The sequence below is a fragment of the Pradoshia sp. Z3_51 genome (assembly GCF_058215915.1).
In genome coordinates this window covers 38,908-61,532 of sequence record NZ_JBZAJC010000008.1, presented here as the reverse complement: position 1 = coordinate 61,532, position 22,625 = coordinate 38,908, and the positions used below count along the sequence as shown (strand labels likewise).

The 22,625-nt window shown below is 36.3% G+C and carries 25 protein-coding genes; 14 read left to right on the top strand and 11 right to left on the bottom strand.

Annotation, left to right across the window (positions count from 1 at the left end; translation table 11 throughout):
• Window positions 1-78 precede the first annotated feature (78 nt).
• Together AC4BHA_RS14465 and AC4BHA_RS14460 are read left to right on the top strand one after the other, a co-directional pair.
• Window positions 79-165: a YjcZ family sporulation protein gene (locus AC4BHA_RS14465; RefSeq protein ID WP_066101885.1), complete on the top strand. Its 87-nt coding sequence runs from the start codon at window positions 79-81 to the stop codon at window positions 163-165.
• Between the two features lie 34 nt (window positions 166-199).
• Window positions 200-286 carry a YjcZ family sporulation protein gene (locus AC4BHA_RS14460; RefSeq protein WP_066101882.1) on the top strand — a complete coding sequence of 29 codons (87 nt, stop codon included), beginning with the start codon at window positions 200-202 and terminating at the stop codon, window positions 284-286.
• An 81-nt stretch (window positions 287-367) separates the two neighbouring features.
• On the opposite strand, the gene AC4BHA_RS14455 is transcribed toward AC4BHA_RS14460, so the two are convergent.
• From AC4BHA_RS14455 to AC4BHA_RS14445, 3 genes are all read right to left on the bottom strand, one after another.
• Entirely contained in the window at window positions 368-556 is a 189-nt protein-coding gene (locus tag AC4BHA_RS14455; RefSeq protein ID WP_066101879.1) for a hypothetical protein, read from the bottom strand.
• Between the two features lie 209 nt (window positions 557-765).
• Entirely contained in the window at window positions 766-1,341 is a 576-nt protein-coding gene (locus tag AC4BHA_RS14450) for an HTH-type transcriptional regulator Hpr (protein WP_066101876.1), read from the bottom strand.
• 123 nt (window positions 1,342-1,464) lie between these two features.
• Window positions 1,465-1,830, bottom strand: coding sequence for a YtxH domain-containing protein (locus AC4BHA_RS14445; RefSeq protein WP_139891499.1), 366 nt, complete (start codon window positions 1,828-1,830; stop codon window positions 1,465-1,467).
• A 216-nt stretch (window positions 1,831-2,046) separates the two neighbouring features.
• Here AC4BHA_RS14445 and yhzF point away from each other — a divergent pair, with 216 nt between their 5' ends.
• Window positions 2,047-2,274, top strand: coding sequence for a membrane protein YhzF (gene yhzF, locus AC4BHA_RS14440; RefSeq protein WP_483861443.1), 228 nt, complete (start codon window positions 2,047-2,049; stop codon window positions 2,272-2,274).
• A gap of 60 nt (window positions 2,275-2,334) precedes the next feature.
• Here yhzF and AC4BHA_RS14435 read toward each other — a convergent pair whose 3' ends face one another.
• Window positions 2,335-2,850, bottom strand: coding sequence for a tryptophan transporter (locus tag AC4BHA_RS14435; RefSeq protein WP_066101867.1), 516 nt, complete (start codon window positions 2,848-2,850; stop codon window positions 2,335-2,337).
• Between the two features lie 114 nt (window positions 2,851-2,964).
• Window positions 2,965-4,044 (bottom strand): 3-phosphoserine/phosphohydroxythreonine transaminase, encoded by a 1,080-nt coding sequence (serC, locus tag AC4BHA_RS14430; protein WP_066101865.1) that lies wholly within the window; start codon window positions 4,042-4,044, stop codon window positions 2,965-2,967.
• A 349-nt stretch (window positions 4,045-4,393) separates the two neighbouring features.
• On the opposite strand from serC, the gene AC4BHA_RS14425 reads away from it, so the two are divergent.
• A complete protein-coding gene (locus AC4BHA_RS14425) occupies window positions 4,394-5,380 on the top strand; it encodes an alpha/beta fold hydrolase (protein ID WP_257468977.1) in 987 nt (328 codons plus the stop codon).
• A gap of 279 nt (window positions 5,381-5,659) precedes the next feature.
• Here AC4BHA_RS14425 and AC4BHA_RS14420 read toward each other — a convergent pair whose 3' ends face one another.
• A complete protein-coding gene (locus AC4BHA_RS14420) occupies window positions 5,660-6,526 on the bottom strand; it encodes a glycosyltransferase family 8 protein (RefSeq protein ID WP_139891498.1) in 867 nt (288 codons plus the stop codon).
• Window positions 6,527-6,853: 327 nt separating this feature from the next.
• On the bottom strand, window positions 6,854-7,276 hold the full coding sequence (locus AC4BHA_RS14415) for an HIT family protein (RefSeq protein ID WP_066101859.1): 423 nt from the start codon (window positions 7,274-7,276) through the stop codon (window positions 6,854-6,856).
• A gap of 520 nt (window positions 7,277-7,796) precedes the next feature.
• On the opposite strand from AC4BHA_RS14415, the gene AC4BHA_RS14410 reads away from it, so the two are divergent.
• From AC4BHA_RS14410 to AC4BHA_RS14400, 3 genes are read left to right on the top strand one after another with little or no spacing between them, the layout of a single operon-like run.
• Entirely contained in the window at window positions 7,797-8,537 is a 741-nt protein-coding gene (locus tag AC4BHA_RS14410; RefSeq protein WP_066101856.1) for an ABC transporter ATP-binding protein, read from the top strand.
• The gene (locus AC4BHA_RS14405; RefSeq protein WP_490558839.1) at window positions 8,530-9,729 is read left to right on the top strand and encodes an ABC transporter permease; all 1,200 of its coding nucleotides are present in this window, start codon (window positions 8,530-8,532) and stop codon (window positions 9,727-9,729) included. The genes AC4BHA_RS14410 and AC4BHA_RS14405 overlap by 8 nt, the downstream gene beginning before the upstream one ends.
• Window positions 9,730-9,748: 19 nt before the next feature.
• On the top strand, window positions 9,749-10,474 hold the full coding sequence (locus tag AC4BHA_RS14400) for an EcsC family protein (RefSeq protein ID WP_139891497.1): 726 nt from the start codon (window positions 9,749-9,751) through the stop codon (window positions 10,472-10,474).
• Between the two features lie 108 nt (window positions 10,475-10,582).
• Here AC4BHA_RS14400 and AC4BHA_RS14395 read toward each other — a convergent pair whose 3' ends face one another.
• Together AC4BHA_RS14395 and AC4BHA_RS14390 are read right to left on the bottom strand one after the other, a co-directional pair.
• The gene (locus AC4BHA_RS14395; RefSeq protein ID WP_139891496.1) at window positions 10,583-11,767 is read right to left on the bottom strand and encodes a M20 metallopeptidase family protein; all 1,185 of its coding nucleotides are present in this window, start codon (window positions 11,765-11,767) and stop codon (window positions 10,583-10,585) included.
• A 205-nt stretch (window positions 11,768-11,972) separates the two neighbouring features.
• Window positions 11,973-12,467, bottom strand: coding sequence for a hypothetical protein (locus AC4BHA_RS14390; protein ID WP_066101844.1), 495 nt, complete (start codon window positions 12,465-12,467; stop codon window positions 11,973-11,975).
• Window positions 12,468-12,754: 287 nt separating this feature from the next.
• Here AC4BHA_RS14390 and hemE point away from each other — a divergent pair, with 287 nt between their 5' ends.
• From hemE to AC4BHA_RS14370, 4 genes are all read left to right on the top strand, one after another.
• Window positions 12,755-13,816, top strand: coding sequence for a uroporphyrinogen decarboxylase (gene hemE, locus AC4BHA_RS14385; protein WP_490558838.1), 1,062 nt, complete (start codon window positions 12,755-12,757; stop codon window positions 13,814-13,816).
• Window positions 13,816-14,754 (top strand): ferrochelatase, encoded by a 939-nt coding sequence (hemH, locus tag AC4BHA_RS14380; protein ID WP_066101838.1) that lies wholly within the window; start codon window positions 13,816-13,818, stop codon window positions 14,752-14,754. The genes hemE and hemH overlap by 1 nt, the downstream gene beginning before the upstream one ends.
• Window positions 14,755-14,783: 29 nt before the next feature.
• On the top strand, window positions 14,784-16,217 hold the full coding sequence (gene hemY, locus AC4BHA_RS14375; RefSeq protein ID WP_490558837.1) for a protoporphyrinogen oxidase: 1,434 nt from the start codon (window positions 14,784-14,786) through the stop codon (window positions 16,215-16,217).
• A 228-nt stretch (window positions 16,218-16,445) separates the two neighbouring features.
• Window positions 16,446-16,976, top strand: coding sequence for a GNAT family N-acetyltransferase (locus AC4BHA_RS14370; protein WP_490558836.1), 531 nt, complete (start codon window positions 16,446-16,448; stop codon window positions 16,974-16,976).
• Between the two features lie 302 nt (window positions 16,977-17,278).
• Here the strand turns inward: AC4BHA_RS14370 and AC4BHA_RS14365 are convergent, their stop codons facing one another.
• Window positions 17,279-17,413: a hypothetical protein gene (locus AC4BHA_RS14365; protein WP_257468976.1), complete on the bottom strand. Its 135-nt coding sequence runs from the start codon at window positions 17,411-17,413 to the stop codon at window positions 17,279-17,281.
• Between the two features lie 994 nt (window positions 17,414-18,407).
• A complete protein-coding gene (gene yhfH / locus AC4BHA_RS14360; RefSeq protein WP_077247967.1) occupies window positions 18,408-18,542 on the bottom strand; it encodes a protein YhfH in 135 nt (44 codons plus the stop codon).
• Window positions 18,543-18,890: 348 nt separating this feature from the next.
• On the opposite strand from yhfH, the gene AC4BHA_RS14355 reads away from it, so the two are divergent.
• The 3 genes from AC4BHA_RS14355 to AC4BHA_RS14345 all read left to right on the top strand — a co-directional run bounded on the left by AC4BHA_RS14355 (window position 18,891) and on the right by AC4BHA_RS14345 (window position 22,477).
• Entirely contained in the window at window positions 18,891-19,628 is a 738-nt protein-coding gene (locus AC4BHA_RS14355; RefSeq protein WP_490558835.1) for an MBL fold metallo-hydrolase, read from the top strand.
• 18 nt (window positions 19,629-19,646) lie between these two features.
• The gene (gene lplA, locus AC4BHA_RS14350; protein WP_066101822.1) at window positions 19,647-20,636 is read left to right on the top strand and encodes a lipoate--protein ligase; all 990 of its coding nucleotides are present in this window, start codon (window positions 19,647-19,649) and stop codon (window positions 20,634-20,636) included.
• Window positions 20,637-20,923: 287 nt separating this feature from the next.
• Window positions 20,924-22,477 (top strand): fatty acid--CoA ligase family protein, encoded by a 1,554-nt coding sequence (locus tag AC4BHA_RS14345; RefSeq protein ID WP_140461130.1) that lies wholly within the window; start codon window positions 20,924-20,926, stop codon window positions 22,475-22,477.
• Window positions 22,478-22,625 lie beyond the last annotated feature (148 nt).

Below are 22,625 nucleotides of genomic sequence, written 5' to 3'. Positions count from 1 at the left end.
ATTTATTTAAGCAAAAGGCCCATTCCTTTTTGTGGAAATTGAATATGATACGGTAGCAGCTCAAAAGGAGGTGTGATCATGAGTCAAGGATTTGGTGGAGGATTTGCTTTCATCGTAGTTCTGTTTATTCTACTCGTGATTGTTGGTGCGTCATATGTGTACTAACTAAGTAAGTATGTAACTGAAGGGAGGATACAACATGTCTGGTGGATACGGCGGAGGTTTCGCTTTATTAGTAGTTTTATTTATCTTGTTGGTTATCATTGGAGCATCTTGGATTAACTAATTCAAGATTTGCAAAATCCTCATAAAGGTCACCTATGATCTATAGGTTGAACGAAAGACGAGTGTGAGTAACACTCGTCTTTTATATGGTGTAGAATATTTCAATATAAGTAGAGATTAACAGGATGGTAATAAGGATATTGATTGTTCGAAAAAATTTGGCCTGTTTAGCTTCTGGCAATTCCTTTTTAGTACAGAAGCTGTCTGATAATTTATTGATATAATACAAAATAAAAAGTGCAAATAATGAAAACCAAATGAGAGGTATCATCCTGTTATCCTCCTTGACGCTAGTATCTCTCTAACATTATCAAAAAAGTATCAATTCTGTAAAGAATATGAATCGTTAGAACATTAATTACTCAGGAAATTAAGAGGGGGAAGAAAACGAGGGATATATAAAACATTGTGATTAAATACACAAGCCCATTCAAGATAAAAGCGGAGGTATGATAGATTAGTGTCCGCTTTTATCTATTATTATTGAATGGGCTCTTTTTGATTTTCAATTTTTTCGAGAATTCCATTTTCGTCTGTGAATTCATTCTCAAGATTTGCAAATGATTTTTCGAATATATTCATAAAGTCGTCACCATAGATATTTTTAACAATCGCCATCATTTCCATCATATCAGGGAATTTTCCGTATAAGTCTTTTAAGGGTTGAGCACCTAAATAGACGGAGTTCTTGGATGAATCGAATACGCTTACGATTTCAAGCAATAGTTCGTTCCCTTCATCTGTAAGCTCAATATAGGTGTTACGTTTGTCATTTTCCTTTTTTGAAAATCTGAGAAGACCACGTTCTTCCAGCTTTTTTGAAAAGTTAAAGGCTGTAGATACATGCATAACACCGAACTTGGCCACATCAGATATGGATGCTCCCTTAAGATGATAAGCAATCCATAGAATATGATGTTCATTGATATTTAAATTATAGGGTTTAATCCACTGCTGCCAGTCTTTTTCAATTGCTTTCCAGAGAGCTTTGCTAAGCTGAGCAACCCGCTGGGTAAATAGCATGGCTTCTTTGATGGAATTTAAATTTTCAGTCATAATACGCTCACCTACTTTTCTCAATTTATCTTACTGATTTATTATCCTTATAAAATATTAAATAACAAAAATGGTAATTTGCCAAATTTTTAGTTTTTTTACCGAGATTTTCTTGGCGCTGAGTTATTTTGTAGTGAGCGGAGATATAGCTGTTTCAAGCTCCTGGATGGCTGTTTCAACATCATTAATTTGGACTTGAATAGCACTTGTGTGTGCCTGGCTGTCTTGTTTCCATTCTTCCAATGCTTCTTTTACACCTTTTACGAACACTTGAATCTGTGTCTTGCTGACCGCGGTTGCAGATACGGATTCGTTCTTTAACTGGACGATACTTCTTTTTACATCCTGAAGAAGGTCCATAGTCTCATCTTTCGATTGTTTAAGCTTCAATCTGAGCTCTTGTCCGGATGAAGGAGTGCTTAACAATACTGAGACTCCAGCTACTGTAAACCCGGAAATAAAACCAATTAATAATGATTTTCCTTTCATTGCTATTCACCTCAATTTTATCTTTCCATAACAGATTTCTACATAAAGTTAAAATACCCTTTAAAATTATTCCTTATATTTAACAATTCCTTTTTTTATATTATTTTAAACGTAAAAAGCTATTTTCGGAAACTATTTTTGGAAAAAAATTCATTTGTTTTTAGGTTATACCTTATTTTTCATCCAGTATTATGTTATTTCATATAAATATTGAATGTGCATACAATTAGATATGTAGATGAAAAGGAGGAGGAGGAAGTGTCATTATTTTTACTCATATTAATTCTCTTCAGTGGGTTTATAAGTATATTGTTTTACTCAATCATTTCTCTGGGAAAAGGAGGCGTATATCCAGCTAGACGTGTACTAAAGAAGAGGATTCATATGAGTGGAATATGGGCTTCAGTTCTTCTTTTGGTATTAATCTTAATATGGAAGTTGTAGATAGTAGAGGAACGTAAAAAGAGGATGTTAACCTTTTATGGTTTGCATCCTCTTGTTCTATTAGTTAACTGCTATATTCGAGCGTTTTAAAATGCCGCTGGCAATGGGGTGTATAAGGGCCATTACGACAGTATTAACAACTGTTGCAGGTAAGACTACGCCAGCTGCCAAAGCTAGAAATGGTCCAGGTAATCCAACGATCAGATAGGCCGATCCAAGAAATAGCATGCCGGATACCAGTGTACCTATAAAAGTCAGTACAAGTGAAAAGGCAAAGGTTTTGCCTAACTTTTGAACGATACTAAAAATAGCATATATAAGTAAAGCAGTGAAAAATTTATCAATCAGATTTGGAATTAATCCTCCAGGGAAAGTAGTGGTCAATCCGGATATGACCCCGGTTACGCTGCCTAACAGTACCGTGCTTTTCAAATCAGGGAATAAAAATATCCCTAGGAACATCATAATCAGCATAAGGTCTGGCTTCATCCCAAACACAATTCCCGGCATGACAGTGTGCAATACAGTACCAATTCCAACTAGCAGTGATAAAGTCACCAAATTCTTCGTATTCACTTCTCATCTCTCCTATTCTAAGCTTATCTCATTTTCTTCTCCGATTGTGCACTCGTTGCCAACCGCGAAAAGGTTATATAGAGTATATCACCCATTAGCAATATTTAACACATGTTAATGCTTATTTTTAAAATTATTCATGAAGTCGGCCAGCTTTTGGCAGTGCTCAATCGGAACTGCATTATAGATAGATGCCCTGCATCCTCCAATGGAACGGTGGCCCGCCAAACCGACGAAGCCAGCATTCTTGGACTCTTGAATGAATAGGTCGGATAATTCTTTAGTAGGAAGAGTAAAGGTGATGTTCATGGTTGAGCGGCTATCTTTCTCGGCATGGCCACTGTAAAATCCGTTACTCTCGTCTATTGTCTGATAAATGATCTGGGCTTTTTGTGAATTTATTTTTTCTATTTCGTCAACACCGCCTTTATCTTTTGTCCACTCAAGGACTAAGGCCAATAAATAGATGGCCAAAGTCGGCGGTGTGTTATATAAAGACTTTGAAGCCGCATAAGTATCATAAGAGAGCATGGTTGGTAATTGCTGATGTTCTTTAATTAAGTCATCCCGGATAATCACGACTGTGACGCCAGATGGACCTAGGTTTTTTTGAGCACCTGCATAAATCAGTCCAAAATCAGTTATGTTAATTCGCCTGCTTAAAATGTCGCTGGACATATCTGCAATCAGAGGAACTGTATTTGTTTTGGGGAATTCCTGCCACTGAGTGCCGTAAATGGTATTATTACTGGTGATATGCAGATAGGCAGCATCAGGTTTCAAAGAAATATTGTTATGTTCAGGAATACGCTTATAATTTATATCCTTAGTGGAAGCGGCAATTTCTGTGTGTCCAATTTTACGAGCCTCTTTTAAAGCTTTTTCAGACCAGGATCCAGTCAAAATATAGCTTGCGCATTTATCGGGTGAAAGAAGATTCATAGGTACCATAGAAAATTGAAGACTAGCTCCGCCTTGTAAAAATAGTACTTCATAATTATCAGGAATATCTAATAGCTCTTTCAATAAATGGGTAGCTTTTGAATGCACTTTGTCATATTCTTTGCTGCGATGGCTCAATTCCATAACAGACATATGGCTGCCTTCAAAGTTCATCCACTCCTGTTTAGCCTTCAATAATACTTCTTCCGGTAATGCAGCAGGACCGGCATTAAAATTGTAAGCACGTGTCATGATTATTCCCCTTCCGATATCGCGATTCTTTACTTAATTCCCTATAATACTTTTCAGTACTAAAGTGAGTGAATTCCACCATATTCTACAACAAAAGGAGATAAAAATAAATAAATAATCAGACTATTAGGTTAATTGCAGGGGGCGTGGAGATAACTTGTTAGGATCAACACAGGTTAATGGAATAAATTAAAACTCTAATATGGGAGATTCTATCTTGAGGGTTTTATGAAATTAGATGTAGAGTTTTATAAGGCTTAAGACTTATCTTAAAATACTTCTGAGGCTCATTTCTATTATCTTGTTGCTAACTTATGATAGATAAAAAGAAAGTGGGTCATAAAAAGTAATGAAGAAAACTAAAAAAAGATATCGAATTTGGATAGTTTTAAGAAATATTTTATTCTCCATTCTAGCAGCGTTTGTTATTTGGATTACCTTTAGTAATATTATGACAGTATATGAACAAACAAAATACCAACCCATAGGGGAAGTAGTTGAAGTGGATGGTGAAAATATACACATTTATACAAAGGGTGAGGGCGCTGACACAATCGTTTTATTAAGCGGGCTCGGAACAGCAGCACCAGCATTGGATTTTGACCCTTTAATAAATGAAATCTCAAAAAATAATAAAGTAGTAGTGGTAGAGCCGTTTGGATACGGATGGAGTGATATAACCAAAAAAGAACGGACAGTTGAAAACATTGTAGAGGAAATAAGAGTAGCCTTAAAAAAATCAAACATACAAGGCCCGTATATTCTGATGCCTCATTCAGTTTCAGGAATTTACAGTATGTATTTTGCTAATACATACCCAGAGGAAGTTAAAGGTATCATAGGAATCGACCCGACATTACCACATGCTTTAGAATATTTTAGTGAGGATGCACCTAAAATGCCTAAGTTTTTAAAATATCTGGCACCAACCGGAATCGCTAGATTAGCATTGTATATTAATTCTCAAGTTTTTTTACCTATTGCAGATGACGGCACCTATTCCGAAAAAAATTTAAAAATGACCAAGGCACTTTCCGCATGGAAGGGTTACAACAAAAACGTTGTTGCTGAAGCCAATGAAATAAAAGAAAATATTGATAAAACCGTTGATATGAAGTTACCATCTACTATTCCAGTCTTATTCTTTACAACGAAAGAAGAAAAGGGATTAGAGGATGGCAAGAATAACGTGTCTTTTTATCAGACACAATTAACTAATCATCCTGCTAGTAAAGTTGTAGTCTTACAGGGTCATCACTATCTTCATTGGACACGTTCTAAGGAAATGAACAAAGAAATTAATGAATTCACAAGTTCATTTTCTGTTGAGCAATAACAACATGCGAAGGCCATTGAAGGGGCTTTAACTGAATAAGGAATACAGTCGTTCTATATAGGGGTGGCTGTTTTTATACCTCGCGTAGGAAATTGATAGTAATGTTTGAATTTAGACAAGCAATGAGGAGCATTTGATTTCTTGTCCTTAAACTATCTGGGCATTTTAGTTCAATAACAAGTACAGCCACTTCCTGTATGGAGGTGGCTGTTTTCACACTCAGAAAAAATATTAAACAATAGCAACAATTCTTACGAAACAGCCTTTTAAATAACAGCCTTATATTGGCTTACTCCTTAGAGAAGGCTGCATGATTTCTTGACCAATAGCGTATGCTCCACGAAATGCCATTTTATCATAGTGTTTATATAAAGCATGGAATCTACCGTTGTAGTTTTGTTTCCATGGCTTTTTCTTTCCGCAAAAGTGGAGAAACACGGTGTGATGGATTACATAATCCATATCCATCTTATGATTGGACATTAATTTATAATAATTGTAGTATCTGGCGTCATAGTTATAAATCGTTTCTTCTAAATTTTTAATATATTTGGAGTAAAGTGCGTTTAATATATCCTGATCAGGCAAAATTAATTTTTTCTTATTTTCTTCTACAAATTTAAAAATCTCATCCTCGTTTATTACTTTTCGCTGTTCTTTTAAATTCATTAACAATACACCTGAATTGTAATAAGCATCTATTTCATAAGGGGATAAACGGATTTGATTAATTCCTTTTACTGATATTTTATTATGACAGGCAGCAGCAAATAAATTATTGCCTAGGTCCATCTCATAAAGGTCATCAACAGAGTTTAGAACAAGAATATCCGGATCCAGGTACAGGATTCGGTCCAAATTTTTCGGTAGGAACTTGAAGGCCAATAATCGATAGTACATTTCTTTTGTATAATGCATTAAAACCGGTGCATCTTGAAAATGTCCATCATCCACCTGAACACTTATAAGCTCACTTCCATTTCTATGGACAAATTGTTCTAAGGAATGAATCTCTTCTGTTTTAATATCAGTATGCATAATAAAAATTTTAAAGGTTTTATGTGAGTTATTTAGGAACAAGGACTGAAGCATTACTTTAAGTGGTTTTAAATAAGTGGAATTTAGCGTTACCAGTATATTAATCACTGTAAATCATCCTTCCAATTGCATTTATATAGGCTTGTAAGAAATACACCTTTTTTATCTGAACGATTATGTAACATCTACATCTAATAATAAATAAATAATATAAAAATAGTATAGTATATTTTTAAAATATTTCTCAAATCATTATTTCGACTTACTATACCGTTTTATTGTAATTCTAACAATTGAGTTAACAGTTATTTTCAAAAAACACCTGTATCTTAAAATGAACATTGGTTGTTTGAATGTATACTAATAAGACAGACAGCCTTCTTAGCTGTAAAATTAAAAAAAGGCTCCCCTATTGAAAGGAAGCCATTTTTCTTATTATTGTATATGCTGATTGATTGATGCAGCAATATTAGCGAGGTCTTCGCCCGTATATTCACTTGTATGTGTTTTCCAAACAGCGCCAAACCCATCGTTTTGTCCATAGCGTGGAATCAAGTGGATGTGGAAGTGGAATACGGATTGTCCAGCATGTTCACCATTATTATTTAGAACATTCATTCCGATCGGTTGATATTCCTGCTTCAAGGCACGAGTTATTTTTGGAACTACCTGGAACACATGGCTTGCTATTTCAGGAGTTAATTCATAAACATTTTCTTTATGTACTTTTGGGATGACGAGAGTATGTCCCTTAGTGACCTGGCTTATATCTAAAAATGCCATCACATGCTCATCTTCGTATACTTTTGCAGAGGGGATATCACCTTTAATAATTTTACAAAATATACAATCTTCCATGGTTAACATCCTTTCTATTTATTGATTCATTATGTATTAGTGTAGCACAGACAAAAACGGGAAAAAAGGAAAGGGACGCAACATATAATGTTACGCCCCTAAGTCCTCGAGGGGAAGCTTAATTCCTGGATATTCTTACAGAATCTTCTCTGACAATTACTCCAATCGTTTAGATGAAGCAATTTTGTCGTTTTCCCATGTTATGTCCAATGCAACCATCCCCTTAACACTTGGAATTATTGATCCCAATTTCAGGTTCTAGGCCTTTAGCGAACACCCCATTTTCGAAAGAAGTACACTGATCAAACCCTAGGTTAAAGCCTTACGTTATCGCGAACCAACACCCCATTTATCAATGAAGTAAAGTGAATGTTGTTCCCCTCTGATTATAGATTGCCCATGTTTTTTCCTAATATACATATTAAATGTCCAAAAAAGTTCCACATTTACTTTTAGCGTTTTCCGTTTTAGGAACCGTTTGTTACAATGATAGGGAGAAAAAGAAAAGGAGACTGTCTCTATGTCATTGCTTGAAATTAATCATATAACAGGCGGTTACACAAAAACACCTGTATTAAAAGACGTGAGTTTTGAAGTGAAACCCAATGAACTTGTCGCATTGATTGGATTAAATGGGGCAGGGAAATCAACGATCATCAAACATATTATTGGTTTAATGACACCGAAAAATGGCGAAATCAAGATAAATGGAAGCCAGTTTAAGGATGATAAAGACAACTATCGCAAACAATTTTCATTTGTGCCTGAAACCCCTATCTTATATGAAGAACTGACTTTGGAAGAGCATTTAAAATTGACTGCTATGGCCTATGGTATAGAAGAGTCTGTTTATCAAGAAAGAGTCGAAAAGCTATTAAAGGAATATCGAATGGAAAAAAGGCTGAAATGGTTTCCAGCTCACTTTTCCAAAGGGATGAAGCAAAAAGTAATGATCATGTGTGCATTTCTTGCTGAGCCTTCTTTATATATTGTTGACGAACCATTTGTTGGGCTTGATCCGATTGCCATCCAATCCTTATTGGATATGATGAAGGATATGAAAAATCAGGGGGCAGGAATCTTAATGTCTACCCACATCTTGGCTACGGCTGAAAAATATTGTGACTCCTTTATCATTCTTCATGAAGGTGAGGTACGGGCTAAAGGAAATATTGAAGATTTACGCAATCAATTTAACATGCCTGGAGCTTCCCTGGATGATATTTATCTGCAATTGACAAAGGAAGATCGCCATGAATAGGGAAACATTGTGGAAGGACCGTTTTAATAATTATCTGAAGGAGACAACTAAATACTTGCGGTTCATATTTAATGGACATCTGGTCTTTGTAATGATTATTCTGCTGGGAGGAGCGGGGTTCTATTACAGTGAATGGCTTAAAACATTAAGTCCTGATTTTCCAACCGTATGGATTATGGCGATTCTCTTAGGATTAGTTACAACAATTAGCCCGGTTTCAACGTTTTTCCGCGATCCGGACATAGTGTTCTTACTGCCAATCGAGTCAAAATTATCCTCCTATATAAAAAAAACGATCATATTTAGCTTAGTCATGCAGGGCTATATTCTTATCATGGTTCTGGCTGTATTAATGCCAATGTATATGCAAACAATGCAAGAACAAACGGTATCCTTCTTGTGGATGCTCCTATCCTTGTTGATTGTAAAGGGGATTAATCTTTGTTCGCGCTGGTTCGTTTTGTACTATAGGGAAAAAAGTGCATCTTTCGTTGATGGATTAGTCCGTTTCGTCCTAAATGCGGCTTTTGTGTATTTTCTTGTTAAGAATGAGTCTTTTCTTTTTATGGGAATTGTCCTCCTTCTTTTAGGAGGGCTTTGCTTCTATTATTGGAAAAGCACAAGAGAGGAAAGTTTACATTGGGAAAAGCTGATTGAGCTAGAGAATGGAAGAATGGCTGCTTTTTATCGAGTAGCAAATTTGTTTACGGATGTTCCAAAATTACGTGAAAAAATCTCAGAGAGAAGATGGCTTGGTGGTGTTATGACTCTTCTTTCGGGTAAGTCTAACAATCCATTCAGCTATTTATATGCCAGAACATTTGTAAGAGCGAATGACTATCTAGGTTTATTTGTGAGGTTAACTTTCATTGCGGCTGTTTTATTCCTGTTTACAGATCTGGGATGGGGAACATTATTTATTGCGATTCTCTTTTTATATATAACAGGTTTACAGCTCCTGCCAATCTGGCATCATCATGATCAAAAAATGGTGATGGATCTTTATCCATTGCATACAGATTATAGAAGGAAGGCTGTTCTTAGACTGCTCATTACCGTTCTAGTTATTCAAAATTTAATTTTCTTTATGACGGTTCTGATTGGTGCAGGAGTTAAATTGGCAATTGTAACATTAGTGAGTGGTTTTGCGTTCATTTTCATTTTCAGACCGTATGCAATGAAAAAAATGTGAGTGGCATTGGAGGTTTTGTATGTCATCTGAACGGTACGAGGAAAGAGCCAAGCAGGATTTGATGTTATGGAAGAAGAAAATCAGCGCTAAGCCAAGTATGGCAATGCGTATCTCCAAACAGGCCCAAACGGCAATTAATCAAAAGATACCTCAAAAAGTACATGATATAATTAGCTCTTCTATTAAAACAATGGTGGACGGCGTATTATACGGTTCAACCTATTTTAAGAAAGTAGACCATGTTGGGAATACGCTCGAGGAAAAGGAAGAGCTGGCTCAATCTATGCTGAATATATATAGAAGAACAGCAGTCATTGAAGGAGCGGGAACAGGGGCAGGAGGAATATTGCTTGGTCTATCGGACTTTCCACTGCTTCTATCTATAAAAATAAAGTATCTATTTAATATCTCTCAGCTTTATGGTTTTGACCCAAGAAAATGGGAGGAAAGAGTATTTATCCTGTTAGTATTCCAGCTTGCTTTTTCTTCTTTAGAAAAAAGGAAAGAGCTTCTCCCAGTGATTGAAGACTGGGAAAACAAAAAAGGATTGTACCAGGAAATTGATTGGCAAAGCTTTCAGCAGGAGTACCGGGATTCGATTGACTTTATAAAAATGATGCAGTTGGTGCCGGGAATCGGCGCAATTGTAGGAGCCTGGGCCAATCATCAGCTGCTTGAACAATTGGGTGAAACGGCAAAACACGCTTATCAAATGAGATGGTTTACTGAAGAGGAAATGGGCTGAAAATAAAATTATTAGGCTTAAAAACTGGCATCGATTAAAGATATGCCAGTTTTTCTGTTTTTCATATTAAAATGTCGAAGATAAAATTTGCTGGTGGAAGTAAGGGGATTAGAAATAGCGCCATTCCTGAAAACCGATGGCTGCACTGCCCAAGGTCTTTGCGGCAATTAACATGGCTTTCTCATTAAAATCGAATAAAGGATGGTGGTGTGGATAAGGGTGATCTGTGTTCTCGGGAGCAGCGCCTGTAAAAAACATAGATCCCCTGACCTGTTGAAGATAGTACGAGAAATCCTCTCCTACCAACAGGGGTGTAAGTTTTTTTATGTTTTCGCATCCGACGATTTCGGTTGCCTTATATTCAATATAGTCAGTCTCTGATGGATGATTAATGGTTGGAGGATATCCTCTGAAGTATCTCAGTTCATATTGGCAGTTATTTGCCAGGCAGACACCTTGAACAATTCGTTCAATTTCCTCAATAATTTGTTCTTGAACTTCTGATTCAAAGGTTCGGACAGTACCTTCTAAAAAGGCTTTATCAGGTATGATATTAAATGCTTCCCCAGCTTTAAATTTCCCGATTGTTAAAACGGCTGCTTCCATTGGATCAATTCTTCTGCTCGTTATAGTTTGCAGGAGAGATACGATTTCTGACGCAATGACCAATGAGTCTTTTGAAGTATGAGGCTCTGCCCCATGACCACCCTGACCGTATATGGTCACTTTAAACCGATCGGCAGTGGCGGTTATTGGGCCAGGGCTTATATAAATAGATCCAGTAGGGAATGGAGACCAAAGATGTGTTCCAAAAATGGCATCTACACCATCAAGGCAGCCATCTTCAATCATAAATTTTGCCCCACCGGGAGCAAGTTCTTCTGCATGCTGATGTATAAAGACATATGTTCCTTCCAACAGATGCTGCATTTCTTTAATCGCTTTGGCCAATATTAGCAATAAAGCTGTGTGTCCGTCATGGCCACAGGCATGCATGACTCCAGGGACTGTTGAGCGGTAAGAGACATTTTTTCCATCCTGGATGGGGAGGGCATCAAAATCTGCACGCAGGGCAACTGTTCTGCCAGGGGATTTACCATGTATGGTCGCCACAATCCCGCCACCTCCAACATTGCTTCGGATAGGGACATTTAATTCTTTATAAAAATTTTTTATGAATTGTACTGTTTTCTTTTCATGAAAGGAAAGCTCAGGGTGCTTATGCAAATAACGGCGAATGGCCACCATTTCTTTGAAATCATCTTCTAATCTTTGAAATAGCTCCTTTTCCATATAATCCCCCTAATTAAATGACATGGTTTCCTAGTATCCTTATTTACATAATTAACCATTATTAAACTAAATTTAGTAAAACTTCTATAAGTTTAGTAGATTGACATTTTAAAAAAAGGATAAACAATGATTAAGGAGCCAAATAGATGATATGTCAGTATGGTTATCATTGTAGACGGTTTTCAAATATGATAATTGCATTCCCCTACTTGTTTTCTTCTTTGTAAGCATGAAAGGTGACAGTGTAAGGACTGCCTGTAAACAATACCTGTGTGTTAAAAAGGCTGGACTTATTTGGGACTAGTGCACTTGTATCCCCTTTTGCATAGGCCTGTTCGTTCTTCCAGTTTGTCAAAACAACATAGGTATCAGATTTGATAGGGCTAAGTATACGCATCGCATGGATCCCAGTTTCATTTTTGATGGACACTAATTTATTTTTAAGGTCAAATTCAAATGCAGGCCGATCTTCAATAGAAACAGGTATATTATGTAGAGCATAAAATCCTTCTTGTTTAAGTGGACCGAATCCATCCAAAACTTCGAACTTTCTTGCTGAAGAAAAGATTGTTTTCTGATCCGTTTCATGAATCAGAGCGGCAGTTTTAGGATTGTTCAATAAAATAAGCGGTAAATTTGCTCGTTTATCTTGTATCCTTTTTAAAAAGCTGAAGGTTCCTGTCGTTATATAGAAGTTCATTATTTGCCCCCTGATTAGATATTTTAGTATAATGGAGTCGTTAGTTAATAGTAATTATTCTAATTTGTAACATTTTATTTACCCATTATTAGTTAAGTCATAACCTACATTGCTGTTAGGTAAGGAGCATTTAACTATAATGGTTTAAATTAAGTCTATTTTTTGACAATTTTTTCACGATTATATACAAGGAAAGGCTGAAAGGATATAGTTGTTATTGATGCCTAAACGATGTAATTTAGGAAAAAAATATAAAATATATAGTAAAAAAGAGGGGCGGAGCGGCTTTGAGACAAAAATTCAATGATACCTTCCTAAAAGCAATTAATAAAGAGAAGGTAAATCACACTCCAGTATGGTATATGAGACAGGCGGGAAGATCTCAGCCTGAATACCGAAAAATTAAAGAAAAATATTCCTTATTTGAAATTACTCATCAACCTGAATTAGCAGCCTATGTAACTCGACTACCGGTTGAACAATACGATGTAGATGCAGCTATTCTATATAAAGATATTATGTCTCCGCTGCCTGGAATTGGTGTACAGGTTGACATTAAATCAGGAATTGGTCCGGTTATCGACAATCCAATTCAATCATTAGCCGATGTCGAAAAGCTTGGTGAATTAAATCCAGAAGAAGATGTTCCTTATATTCTCGATACGATTAAACTGTTGACTGAAGAACAATTATCCGTCCCGTTAATCGGATTTTCAGGAGCTCCTTTCACAATCGCAAGTTACATGATTGAAGGCGGTCCTTCTAAGAATTATACAAAAACAAAAGCATTTATGTATACCGAACCAATGGCATGGTTTGCATTAATGGATAAGCTGGCAGATACCATTATTATCTATGTGAAAGCTCAAGTAAAAGCAGGCGCAAAAGCAATCCAAATATTTGATTCATGGGTCGGTGCCTTAAATGTTCAAGACTACCAATACTATATTAAACCAATTATGAATCGGATATTCACAGAACTTAGGGAAGTGCGAGTTCCTTTGATTATGTTCGGTGTGGGAGCAAGCCATTTGGCTAAGGAATGGAATAGCCTTCCACTTGATGTTGTCGGTCTTGACTGGAGGCTGTCCATTACTGAAGCAAGAAATATCGGAATAAACAAAACAGTAATGGGAAATCTTGATCCGGCATTGCTTACCTCATCCTGGGATGCCATTGAGAAGAAGGCAAAAGAGATTATCGAACAGGGATTACAGGAACCGGGTCATGTATTTAACCTTGGACATGGGGTCTTCCCAGAGGTAAATCCTGAAGTTCTAAAACGCCTGACTGCATTTATACATGAGTATTCTGCAACTATCATCACATCAAAAGGAGAGGCTGAATAATGGCACATACAAAGAAAAAAATCGGTTTATTAGTAATGGCATACGGTACACCTTATAAGGAAGATGATATTGAGCGTTATTATACACATATTCGTCACGGAAGAAAGCCGTCTGAAGAAATGCTTGAAGACTTGACTTCAAGATATCGTGCGATTGGCGGGATTTCACCGCTTGGAAAGACAACGGAAGATCAGGCAGCTCATTTGGAAGCAGCGCTAAATAAAGTACAGGATCAATATGAATTTGTAGCTTATATAGGTTTGAAACATATTGAGCCATTTATTGAAGATACTGTTGAAAAAATGCATGCTGACGGAATCACGGAGGCAGTTAGCATTGTGCTTGCACCTCATTATTCCACTTTCAGCATTAAATCATACAATGGACGTGCAAAAGATGTTGCTGATAAATATGGCATGAAAATTACTTCAGTTGAAAGCTGGTACAAAGAACCAAACTTCATTAAATATTGGGTTGACCATGTAAAAGAAGCATTTAATCAAATGACTCCGGAGGAAAGATCAGCAGCGGTATTAATCGTATCTGCACATAGCTTACCTGAAAAAATTAAACAGCTAGGCGATCCATATGAACAGCAATTAGAAGAAACAGCAAAACTGGTTGCTGAAGGAGCAGGCGTTGAAAACTATGCGGTTGGTTGGCAAAGTGCCGGAAATACACCTGATCCATGGCTTGGACCGGATGTTCAGGATTTGACAAGAGATCTTTATGAACAACATGGATATAAAGCGTTTGTCTATACACCGGTTGGCTTTGTGGCTGAGCATTTGGAAGTTCTTTATGACAATGATTATGAATGTAAGGTGGTTACGGATGAGATAGGCGCAACATACTATCGCCCTGCCATGCCGAATACGCATCCTGATTTCATCAATGCCATGGTTGATGCAGTTATGAAAAAAATGGAGCTTAACTGATAACCAACAATGAAAAGAAGGCGATAAAATTGGATTCAACGAAACAAAATATTGCAATCATTGGTGGTGGAATCGCGGGTCTGACGGCAGCCTATTACCTTGATAAAAAAGTAAAGGAAGACAATCTTCCATATAATGTAATTCTAATAGAGTCTACAACTAGGCTTGGCGGTAAAATGCAAACGGTAGAACGTGACGGTTTTGTCATTGAAAGAGGCCCAGATTCATTCTTGGCTCGAAAGAAGAGCATGACAGAATTGGCGAAAGAAGTGGGTCTTGAAAGCACGATTGTTCCAAATTCAACAGGGAAATCTTATATTCTCGTAAAGGATAACCTTCATCCAATTCCGGGTGGATCGGTTATGGGGATTCCTACGGAGATAGGGCCGTTTATTACAACGGGGCTGTTTTCTCTATCAGGTAAAATGAGAGCAGCTATGGATTTTATCCTGCCGCGTTCTAAAGAGCCAGGCGATCAGCCATTAGGGAAATTTTTAAGGCGCCGTCTTGGGGATGAGATAGTGGAGAATCTGGTTGAGCCTCTTCTTTCAGGAATTTATGCAGGCGATCTCGACAAGTTAAGCACAATGTCCACGTTTCCTGATATGCTAAAATTGGAGAAGAAATACAGAAGCATTGTATTGGGTACAAAAAAGAACCGTCCTAAAAAACCAGTATCACAAGACAATAAATCAGCAGCAGATAGCAAAATTGGTATGTTCCGAACCTTTAATAAAGGGCTGCAATCATTGACGGATGCCATTGAAGCAAAGCTTCCAGCAAATCAAATCCTTAAAGGGACAAGAGTTGATGGGATTATTAAAACAGGTGAAGGATATATGCTGACATTAAATAATGGGGATCGGTTACCTGTCATTTCAGCTATATTGGCTACTCCCCATCAGGCTGTTCCGCAAATGCTGCCGGATTATGGGATGTTTGAGCCGTTTAAGGTAATACCTTCCACATCGGTTGCAACGGTATCAATGGCATTTGATGTAAGCGCGATTAAAGAGGATATTGATGGAACAGGATTCCTTGTATCAAGAAACAGTGATTATACGATTACGGCTTGTACATGGACTCATAAAAAATGGCCGCATACTACGCCTCATGGCAAGGTTTTACTGCGCTGTTATGTAGGAAGAGCCGGTGATGAGGTAGTCGTAGACTTATCAGACGGTGAAATTGAACAAATTGTATTGGATGATTTAAACAGAATCATGCAAATTACTGAAAAACCGGATTTCACCATCGTCACTCGTTGGAATGAAGGGATGCCTCAGTACGAAGTCGGTCATTTAGATCGTTTAAAAATGATTAAAGAAAGAATGGACAAGGAGCTTCCGGGAATTTATCTGGCCGGAGCATCCTATAATGGTATTGGAATGCCTGACTGTATTGATCAGGGGATTGCTGCCATGAATCAGGTCCTTACATTTATTAAAGAAAAAAATCTATAACTTTACAAAATAAACAAATCCGATTAATTCCTCTTATTATGGAGAAGAATTAATCGGATTTTTTATATCTTTTTATTGGGCTCTGTTCGTAGATATTGTTTTCTAATTAAACTTACTTCTTATTTAACTATCGGGGGAAGGATTAGCTGGATAGCTAGCTAATTGCAGGAATTTGCCTATAAGGAAACGAATTACCTATCTATTATAAATAATAAGTGAGGAATATTTATGCTGTTTCAAAATGGTAATCTAAAGGTTCGAAGATTAGAAAAAAAGGATAAATATCTATTTGTAAAATGGCTATCAAACCCAACGGTTCTCGAATTTTATGAGGGTAGAGACAACCCATTTAATTTAGAAAAAGTTGAAAAAGCTTTTTATCCACCTGAAGATAGTGAAGTGAGATGTATTGTGGAAATCGATGATACCGAAATTGGATATATTCAATTTTACCAATTGGATGATGACACAAAAAATGACTATGGATTTTTTCAAGAAAATGTTTTTGGTACTGACCAATTTATTGGGGAAATAGATTACTGGAATAAAGGGATTGGAACATTACTTGTATCATCTATGGTTTATTTTTTAACTGAAGAAAAAGGAGCTGAAAGAGTAGTGATGGACCCTCAATTAAGAAATACAAGGGCTATCAGATGCTATGAAAAATGTGGATTTAAAAAGGTTAAAATACTGCCTAAGAATGAATTGCACGAAGGGGAATTTCAGGACTGTTGGTTAATGGAGTACCATAAATAATTTTCCCCTTCAACTATGTGGGGTATTAACCCAAGACGGATTAACGCCCTTTTTATAATACGAAGGACAGTTTAGTTCAAAGGGGATTTTATTAATATCAGTAAATACATTAGATAATTCTATAGTGGTTAATTAAAATAGAGATAACGCAGGCGATTGCAAATAAGGTGTCGCACCCTAGGAGTTAGTTTTACTCTAACTTTTCGGATATGGCACCAAAATAGTCTCTTTTTATTAAGCTATTAGTAATAACCTCTACGAACAGCATTTTGTTTTATAAAAAAGAATCAGCTGAAAAATATTTAATTCTCTTTCAATGCTGCATCCTCAAGATCATGTGAAGATTGTATTAATTTTGTTAAATAGATATTACCTGCCGTTTCACCGATTATTAATAGTATGATAAAAAATATAAAGGCCAGCATCCAGGTTATCATATTCAATCACTCCTTAGCTTCTGAAGTATTATATATGAGTCCTATTACAGCTTTATACCCACATTCAGAAGGAGGCAATCACCTTGAATAATAAAATTGGAGATATGACGATGATTCAATCCCTAGCGGCAACGGGGGAGAACAGATAGCTGTGTAAAAACATAGGCTATCTATTATTTAGAAGGGATTGCATTTTAGAACCTAGTTATTTCTTATCTAAATACAATGAAGACAGTCTAATAACGAAGAAACGCTCAAATGATGTGAACCACCGTTTGAGCGTTTCTTTATAAAGACTGTTTTCATAGAGATTGCTGTTATTGTTACTATTAATCTGAGATGTAAAGGAAGGGCTATACTTGTTATCAACAAACGCTACATCCATGATAGGAATAAAAGATATAGAATTATTTTATTAATGTTTCCCCTGTTAAAATTTTATATAGGTCTGTTGAATCTTGCTTTGATAATTTTATATATTTATCGCTATCGGTAACTATCTCTATATTTTCATTATTAGAGCTAATCCATAGTAGATAGGATGCTAATTTTTCGGAGCTATCTTTATTATTCTTGGAGCGTTTTTAGGACTTATTACAATAGCAAATGGAATTCTTATAGTGTTGATTGGAATTATAAGATGGATTATTGTCTTTTTTCAAAGGGGAGATTAACAATTCTTTCTTCTATAGAACCGAAATTCGAATTGATAAAGGGTTTAAAGCAGAAGCAGACCATTGTTTAGCTATATGTTGAAAAGTTAACATCAATAAAGGATTTCTTACTATAGGAACTCTTATCAAGTGAATTTATAAATGAATGATTTATTTATGTTTTCTTTAAAAATAACCTAAAAAATAACCAGCCATATATAATTGGCTGGTTTTTTGCAAATCGCAAAATAGAGGGAATTTAAAAAATCAGGGACTGTATGAATACAGTCGATATGAGCACCCCAGGATTAAAGGGGATTGCTGCTAACATTATTTAAAGACTATTCAGATACATGACGCAGGCATTTATCACAGACGATTCCGTAGCATTCGTGCTGTTCTTCAATGTTTTCACCGCATTCTGAACATTTCTTAGGGGGCAAATTTCTGAAGAATTCCATAACGTTTCGTACCATGTTTAAAACCTCCGTTTTTTAATTGATTTATAACAGATAATCCATTTTCGAATCTGTTATATAACTGCTTGATAATGTCATTGTATTATAACAGATATGGAAAGTCAACACTGTTTTAAGACAATTTTGAAAAAGATGAAAAAATAGGCTAATTGTTATATATTGAGTGTGAAGCTATATTAGATTTTGCGGAGTCATAACCATGAAATTGGTTATAATTGCATGCAATTAGTGGAAAAGGACAGATTATGAGAAAGAACGATAGGAATTTTATAGCTTATAGATTTCGTTACAGCCATTTGCCAACAAACAATATAAAGTTAGATTGATTTTTAATGGGGGGATAAAATGCGTTTAACAGTTATCGGGTTTTGGGGCGGCTATCCTGGGAAGAAAGAAGCCAGTTCGGGTTATCTGATTGAGCATGAAGGATTTAAATTGCTGCTTGATTGTGGAAGCGGAGTATTATCTCAGTTACAGGAATACATAAGACCAGGCGATTTGGACGCCGTTCTTTTATCACATTTTCATACAGATCATATTGCAGATATAGGGGTCCTGCAGCATGCATTATTAATCGATCAAATGGTAGGAATTGAAAAAGAGCCATTGCCTATATATGCTCATACGGAAGATAAAGCTACAGCTGTTACTCTGACATATAAAAGCCAGACTGTATGGGAACCTATTGTGGAAGGGAAATCTGTTCAAATTGGTCCTTTCCATGTTAAGGCACTTAAGACGAAGCATTCCGTTCCATGCTATGCTTATGTTATTGAAGCAGGGGGCAAAAGATTGGCTTATACGGCAGATACAGCCTATTTTCCTGAACTCGTGTCTTTTTTCAGGGATGCGAATGTTTTACTATGCGAGTGCAATTTTTATGAGGGCATGGATATGGCTGAAAGGGCCGGTCATTTAACCAGCATTCAAGCCGGAGAAATAGCCAGGGATGCAACAGTTCAAACCTTAATCTTGACCCATTTGCCGCACTTCGGGAATCAGAATGATCTGGTAAAGCAAGCCGCAAAAGTCTATAAGGGTGAGATTGATTTAGCCAAGACTGGTTTACAAATTTATATTTAATTTTAGGGGGATTGAGTAATGCTATTTTTAGATAATAGAGGAATAACAGATCCACGTATTAATTTGGCAATTGAGGAGTATGCATTAAAACATTTGGATATTGATGAATCATATTTATTATTTTATATTAATCAGCCATCCATTATTATTGGAAAGAACCAAAATACAATTGAGGAAATCAACAGTGATTATGTAGAAGAGAACGATATTATTGTTGTCCGCAGACTTTCCGGCGGCGGTGCGGTTTACCATGATCTCGGTAATTTGAACTATAGCTTTATCACTAAAGATGATGGTGAAAGCTTCCATAATTATAAGAAGTTCACTGAACCTGTGGTGGAAGCATTGAAGGAACTAGGCGTAAATGCTGAATTAAGTGGTCGTAATGATTTAGTAGTTGGAGAACGCAAAATTTCAGGAAATGCTCAATTTGCCACTAAGGGAAGAATGTTCAGCCATGGAACATTAATGCTTTCCAGTGAAATTGAAAATGTGGTTTCGGCCTTAAAGGTGAAAGAAGATAAAATTAAATCAAAAGGAATAAAATCCATTCGCTCAAGAGTTGCCAATATTTCCGAGTTCCTGTCTGAACCATTGACTATGGAAGAATTCCGCCAAAAGCTACTTGAACATATTTTTGGTGGAATGGAGAATGTACAAGAATATCAATGGACTGATGAAGACTGGAAAAAAATTATGGAAATCTCTGAAGAACGTTATCAACAATGGGATTGGAATTATGGAAAATCACCTAAGTTTAATATTCAGCATTCTCATCGTTTCCCAGTTGGACAAATAGATGTTCGCTTAGAGGTAGCTAAAGGTAAAATTGAGGAATGCAAAATATTTGGTGACTTCTTTGGAGTGGGTGATGTAGAAGAAATCCAAAAACGATTAGTTGGTGTTAGATTTTCAAAATCTGAACTAGAAAATGCATTGAAAGATGTGAATATCAGTCATTATTTTGGAAATATCACAAAAGAGGATTTTGTTAATCTTTTATATTAAATAAAAAGTGAAAATACTTTCTATCAAAAAGCTTCTAATGGGTTAAATCCGTTTGAAGCTTTTTATTTATACAAATAACTATATCAATAAAAATACGATATTTTTGTGAAAACATAAAGGTTATAGGTAAATTATCCTGTTTATGAATATTGTGAATGTAGGGATTGCTTAATCTATGATTTCGATTAAATAGTTGCTTATACCTAGTTCTTTTTCTATAATAAAAATTGGGTGTATTTAGAATATTTTAACAAAACTTACACCTTTCTAACAGGGGAGGGAATAATATGAATTTATCAACCCAACTTCTAGAAACGGCAGAAAAGTTTAAAACAAAACCAGCTTATATTTTTATGGATCAGGAAACGAGTTATGCTGAATTGAATGCAGCTGTTACACGGTTTGCTGATGGTCTTCAGAGTTTAGGGGTAAACAAAGGAGATAATGTTGCTCTATTATTGGGTAATTCACCGCATTTCATAATTGGTTTATATGGATTAATGAGATTGGGTGCAACGGCTATCCCGATTAATCCAACGTATACACCAGATGAAATAGCCTACATATTGAAAAATGGTGATGTAAAAGCAGTAATCACATTGGATTTGCTGATTCCTATGTTTGATAAGATGAGAAAGATACTGCCAGATATTAATCATGTGATTGTTTGTCCGTCCGGTACAGGACCAGATGAATTGCCTCAGAACCTATCTATCAGCGACAAAATGAAACCGTTTACAGATATACTCAAAATTGCTACCGGACAATTTTCTGCCCCGAAAGTGGAGGAAGATGACACCGCCCTTATTTTGTACACCTCAGGGACGACCGGTAAACCAAAGGGTGCTATGCTTACGCATAAAAATCTCTATAGTAATGCCCGGGATGTAGCAGATTACTTACAGATCAATGAAGATGACCGTGTTATTACGGTGCTGCCAATGTTCCATGTATTTTGTTTAACGGTTTCTTTAAATGCGCCACTAATAAATGGAGGTACATTAATCATCCTGCCTAAATTCAGTCCACAAGAAGTGTTCAGAGTGGCCGAGAAATATGAAGTAACCCTTTTCGCAGGTGTGCCTACTATGTTCAATTATCTATTGCAATATCCCGAGGCTAATCAAGATAGCTTTAAAACTCTCAGGTTCTGTATTTCCGGAGGTTCAGCTATGCCGGTTGCGTTATTAACAAATTTCGAGAAGAAATTTAATGTTATTGTGTCAGAGGGATATGGTCTTTCAGAAGCATCTCCAGTTACCTGTTTTAACCCAATTGATCGCCCTAGAAAGCCTGGCTCTATTGGAAAATCCATCATTCATGTTGAGAATAAAGTCGTAAATGAATTGGGTGAAGAGGTTCCAGCGGGTGAAGTTGGAGAATTGATTGTTAAAGGTCCAAATGTCATGAAGGGCTATTATAAAATGCCAGAAGAAACTGCAGCTACCATTAAGGATGGTTGGTTATATACTGGTGACTTAGCTCGTGCAGATGATGAAGAATATTTTTATATTGTTGATCGGAAAAAAGACATGGTTATTGTCGGTGGCTTTAATGTTTATCCTAGGGAAGTTGAAGAAGTTTTATTTGCACACCCCGAAGTATCGGAGGTAGCTGTAATAGGGGCTCCGGATCCGAATCTTGGAGAAGTCATCCGATGTTTTGTAGTATCCAAAAGCCTAGATTTAACGGAAGAGCAATTAATCAACTATTGCCATGAGCATTTAGCAAAATATAAAGTACCTACATCGATTGAATTTATGGAGGAGCTTCCTAAAAATACGACAGGTAAGATTTTACGCAGAGCTTTAAGAAATACTGTGCTGCAGCAAACAAAATAGAAAAACGAACTTTGGACCCGCAGTGATGCGGGAATTTTTTTTGCTTAATCCGTATTTATCTATCATTTTTATGGGTCTTATCCTGCTAAAACTAATCAACCTACTCACCCAGCTAAAAAACAGCATATTATAGTTTAAGTTTCAATTT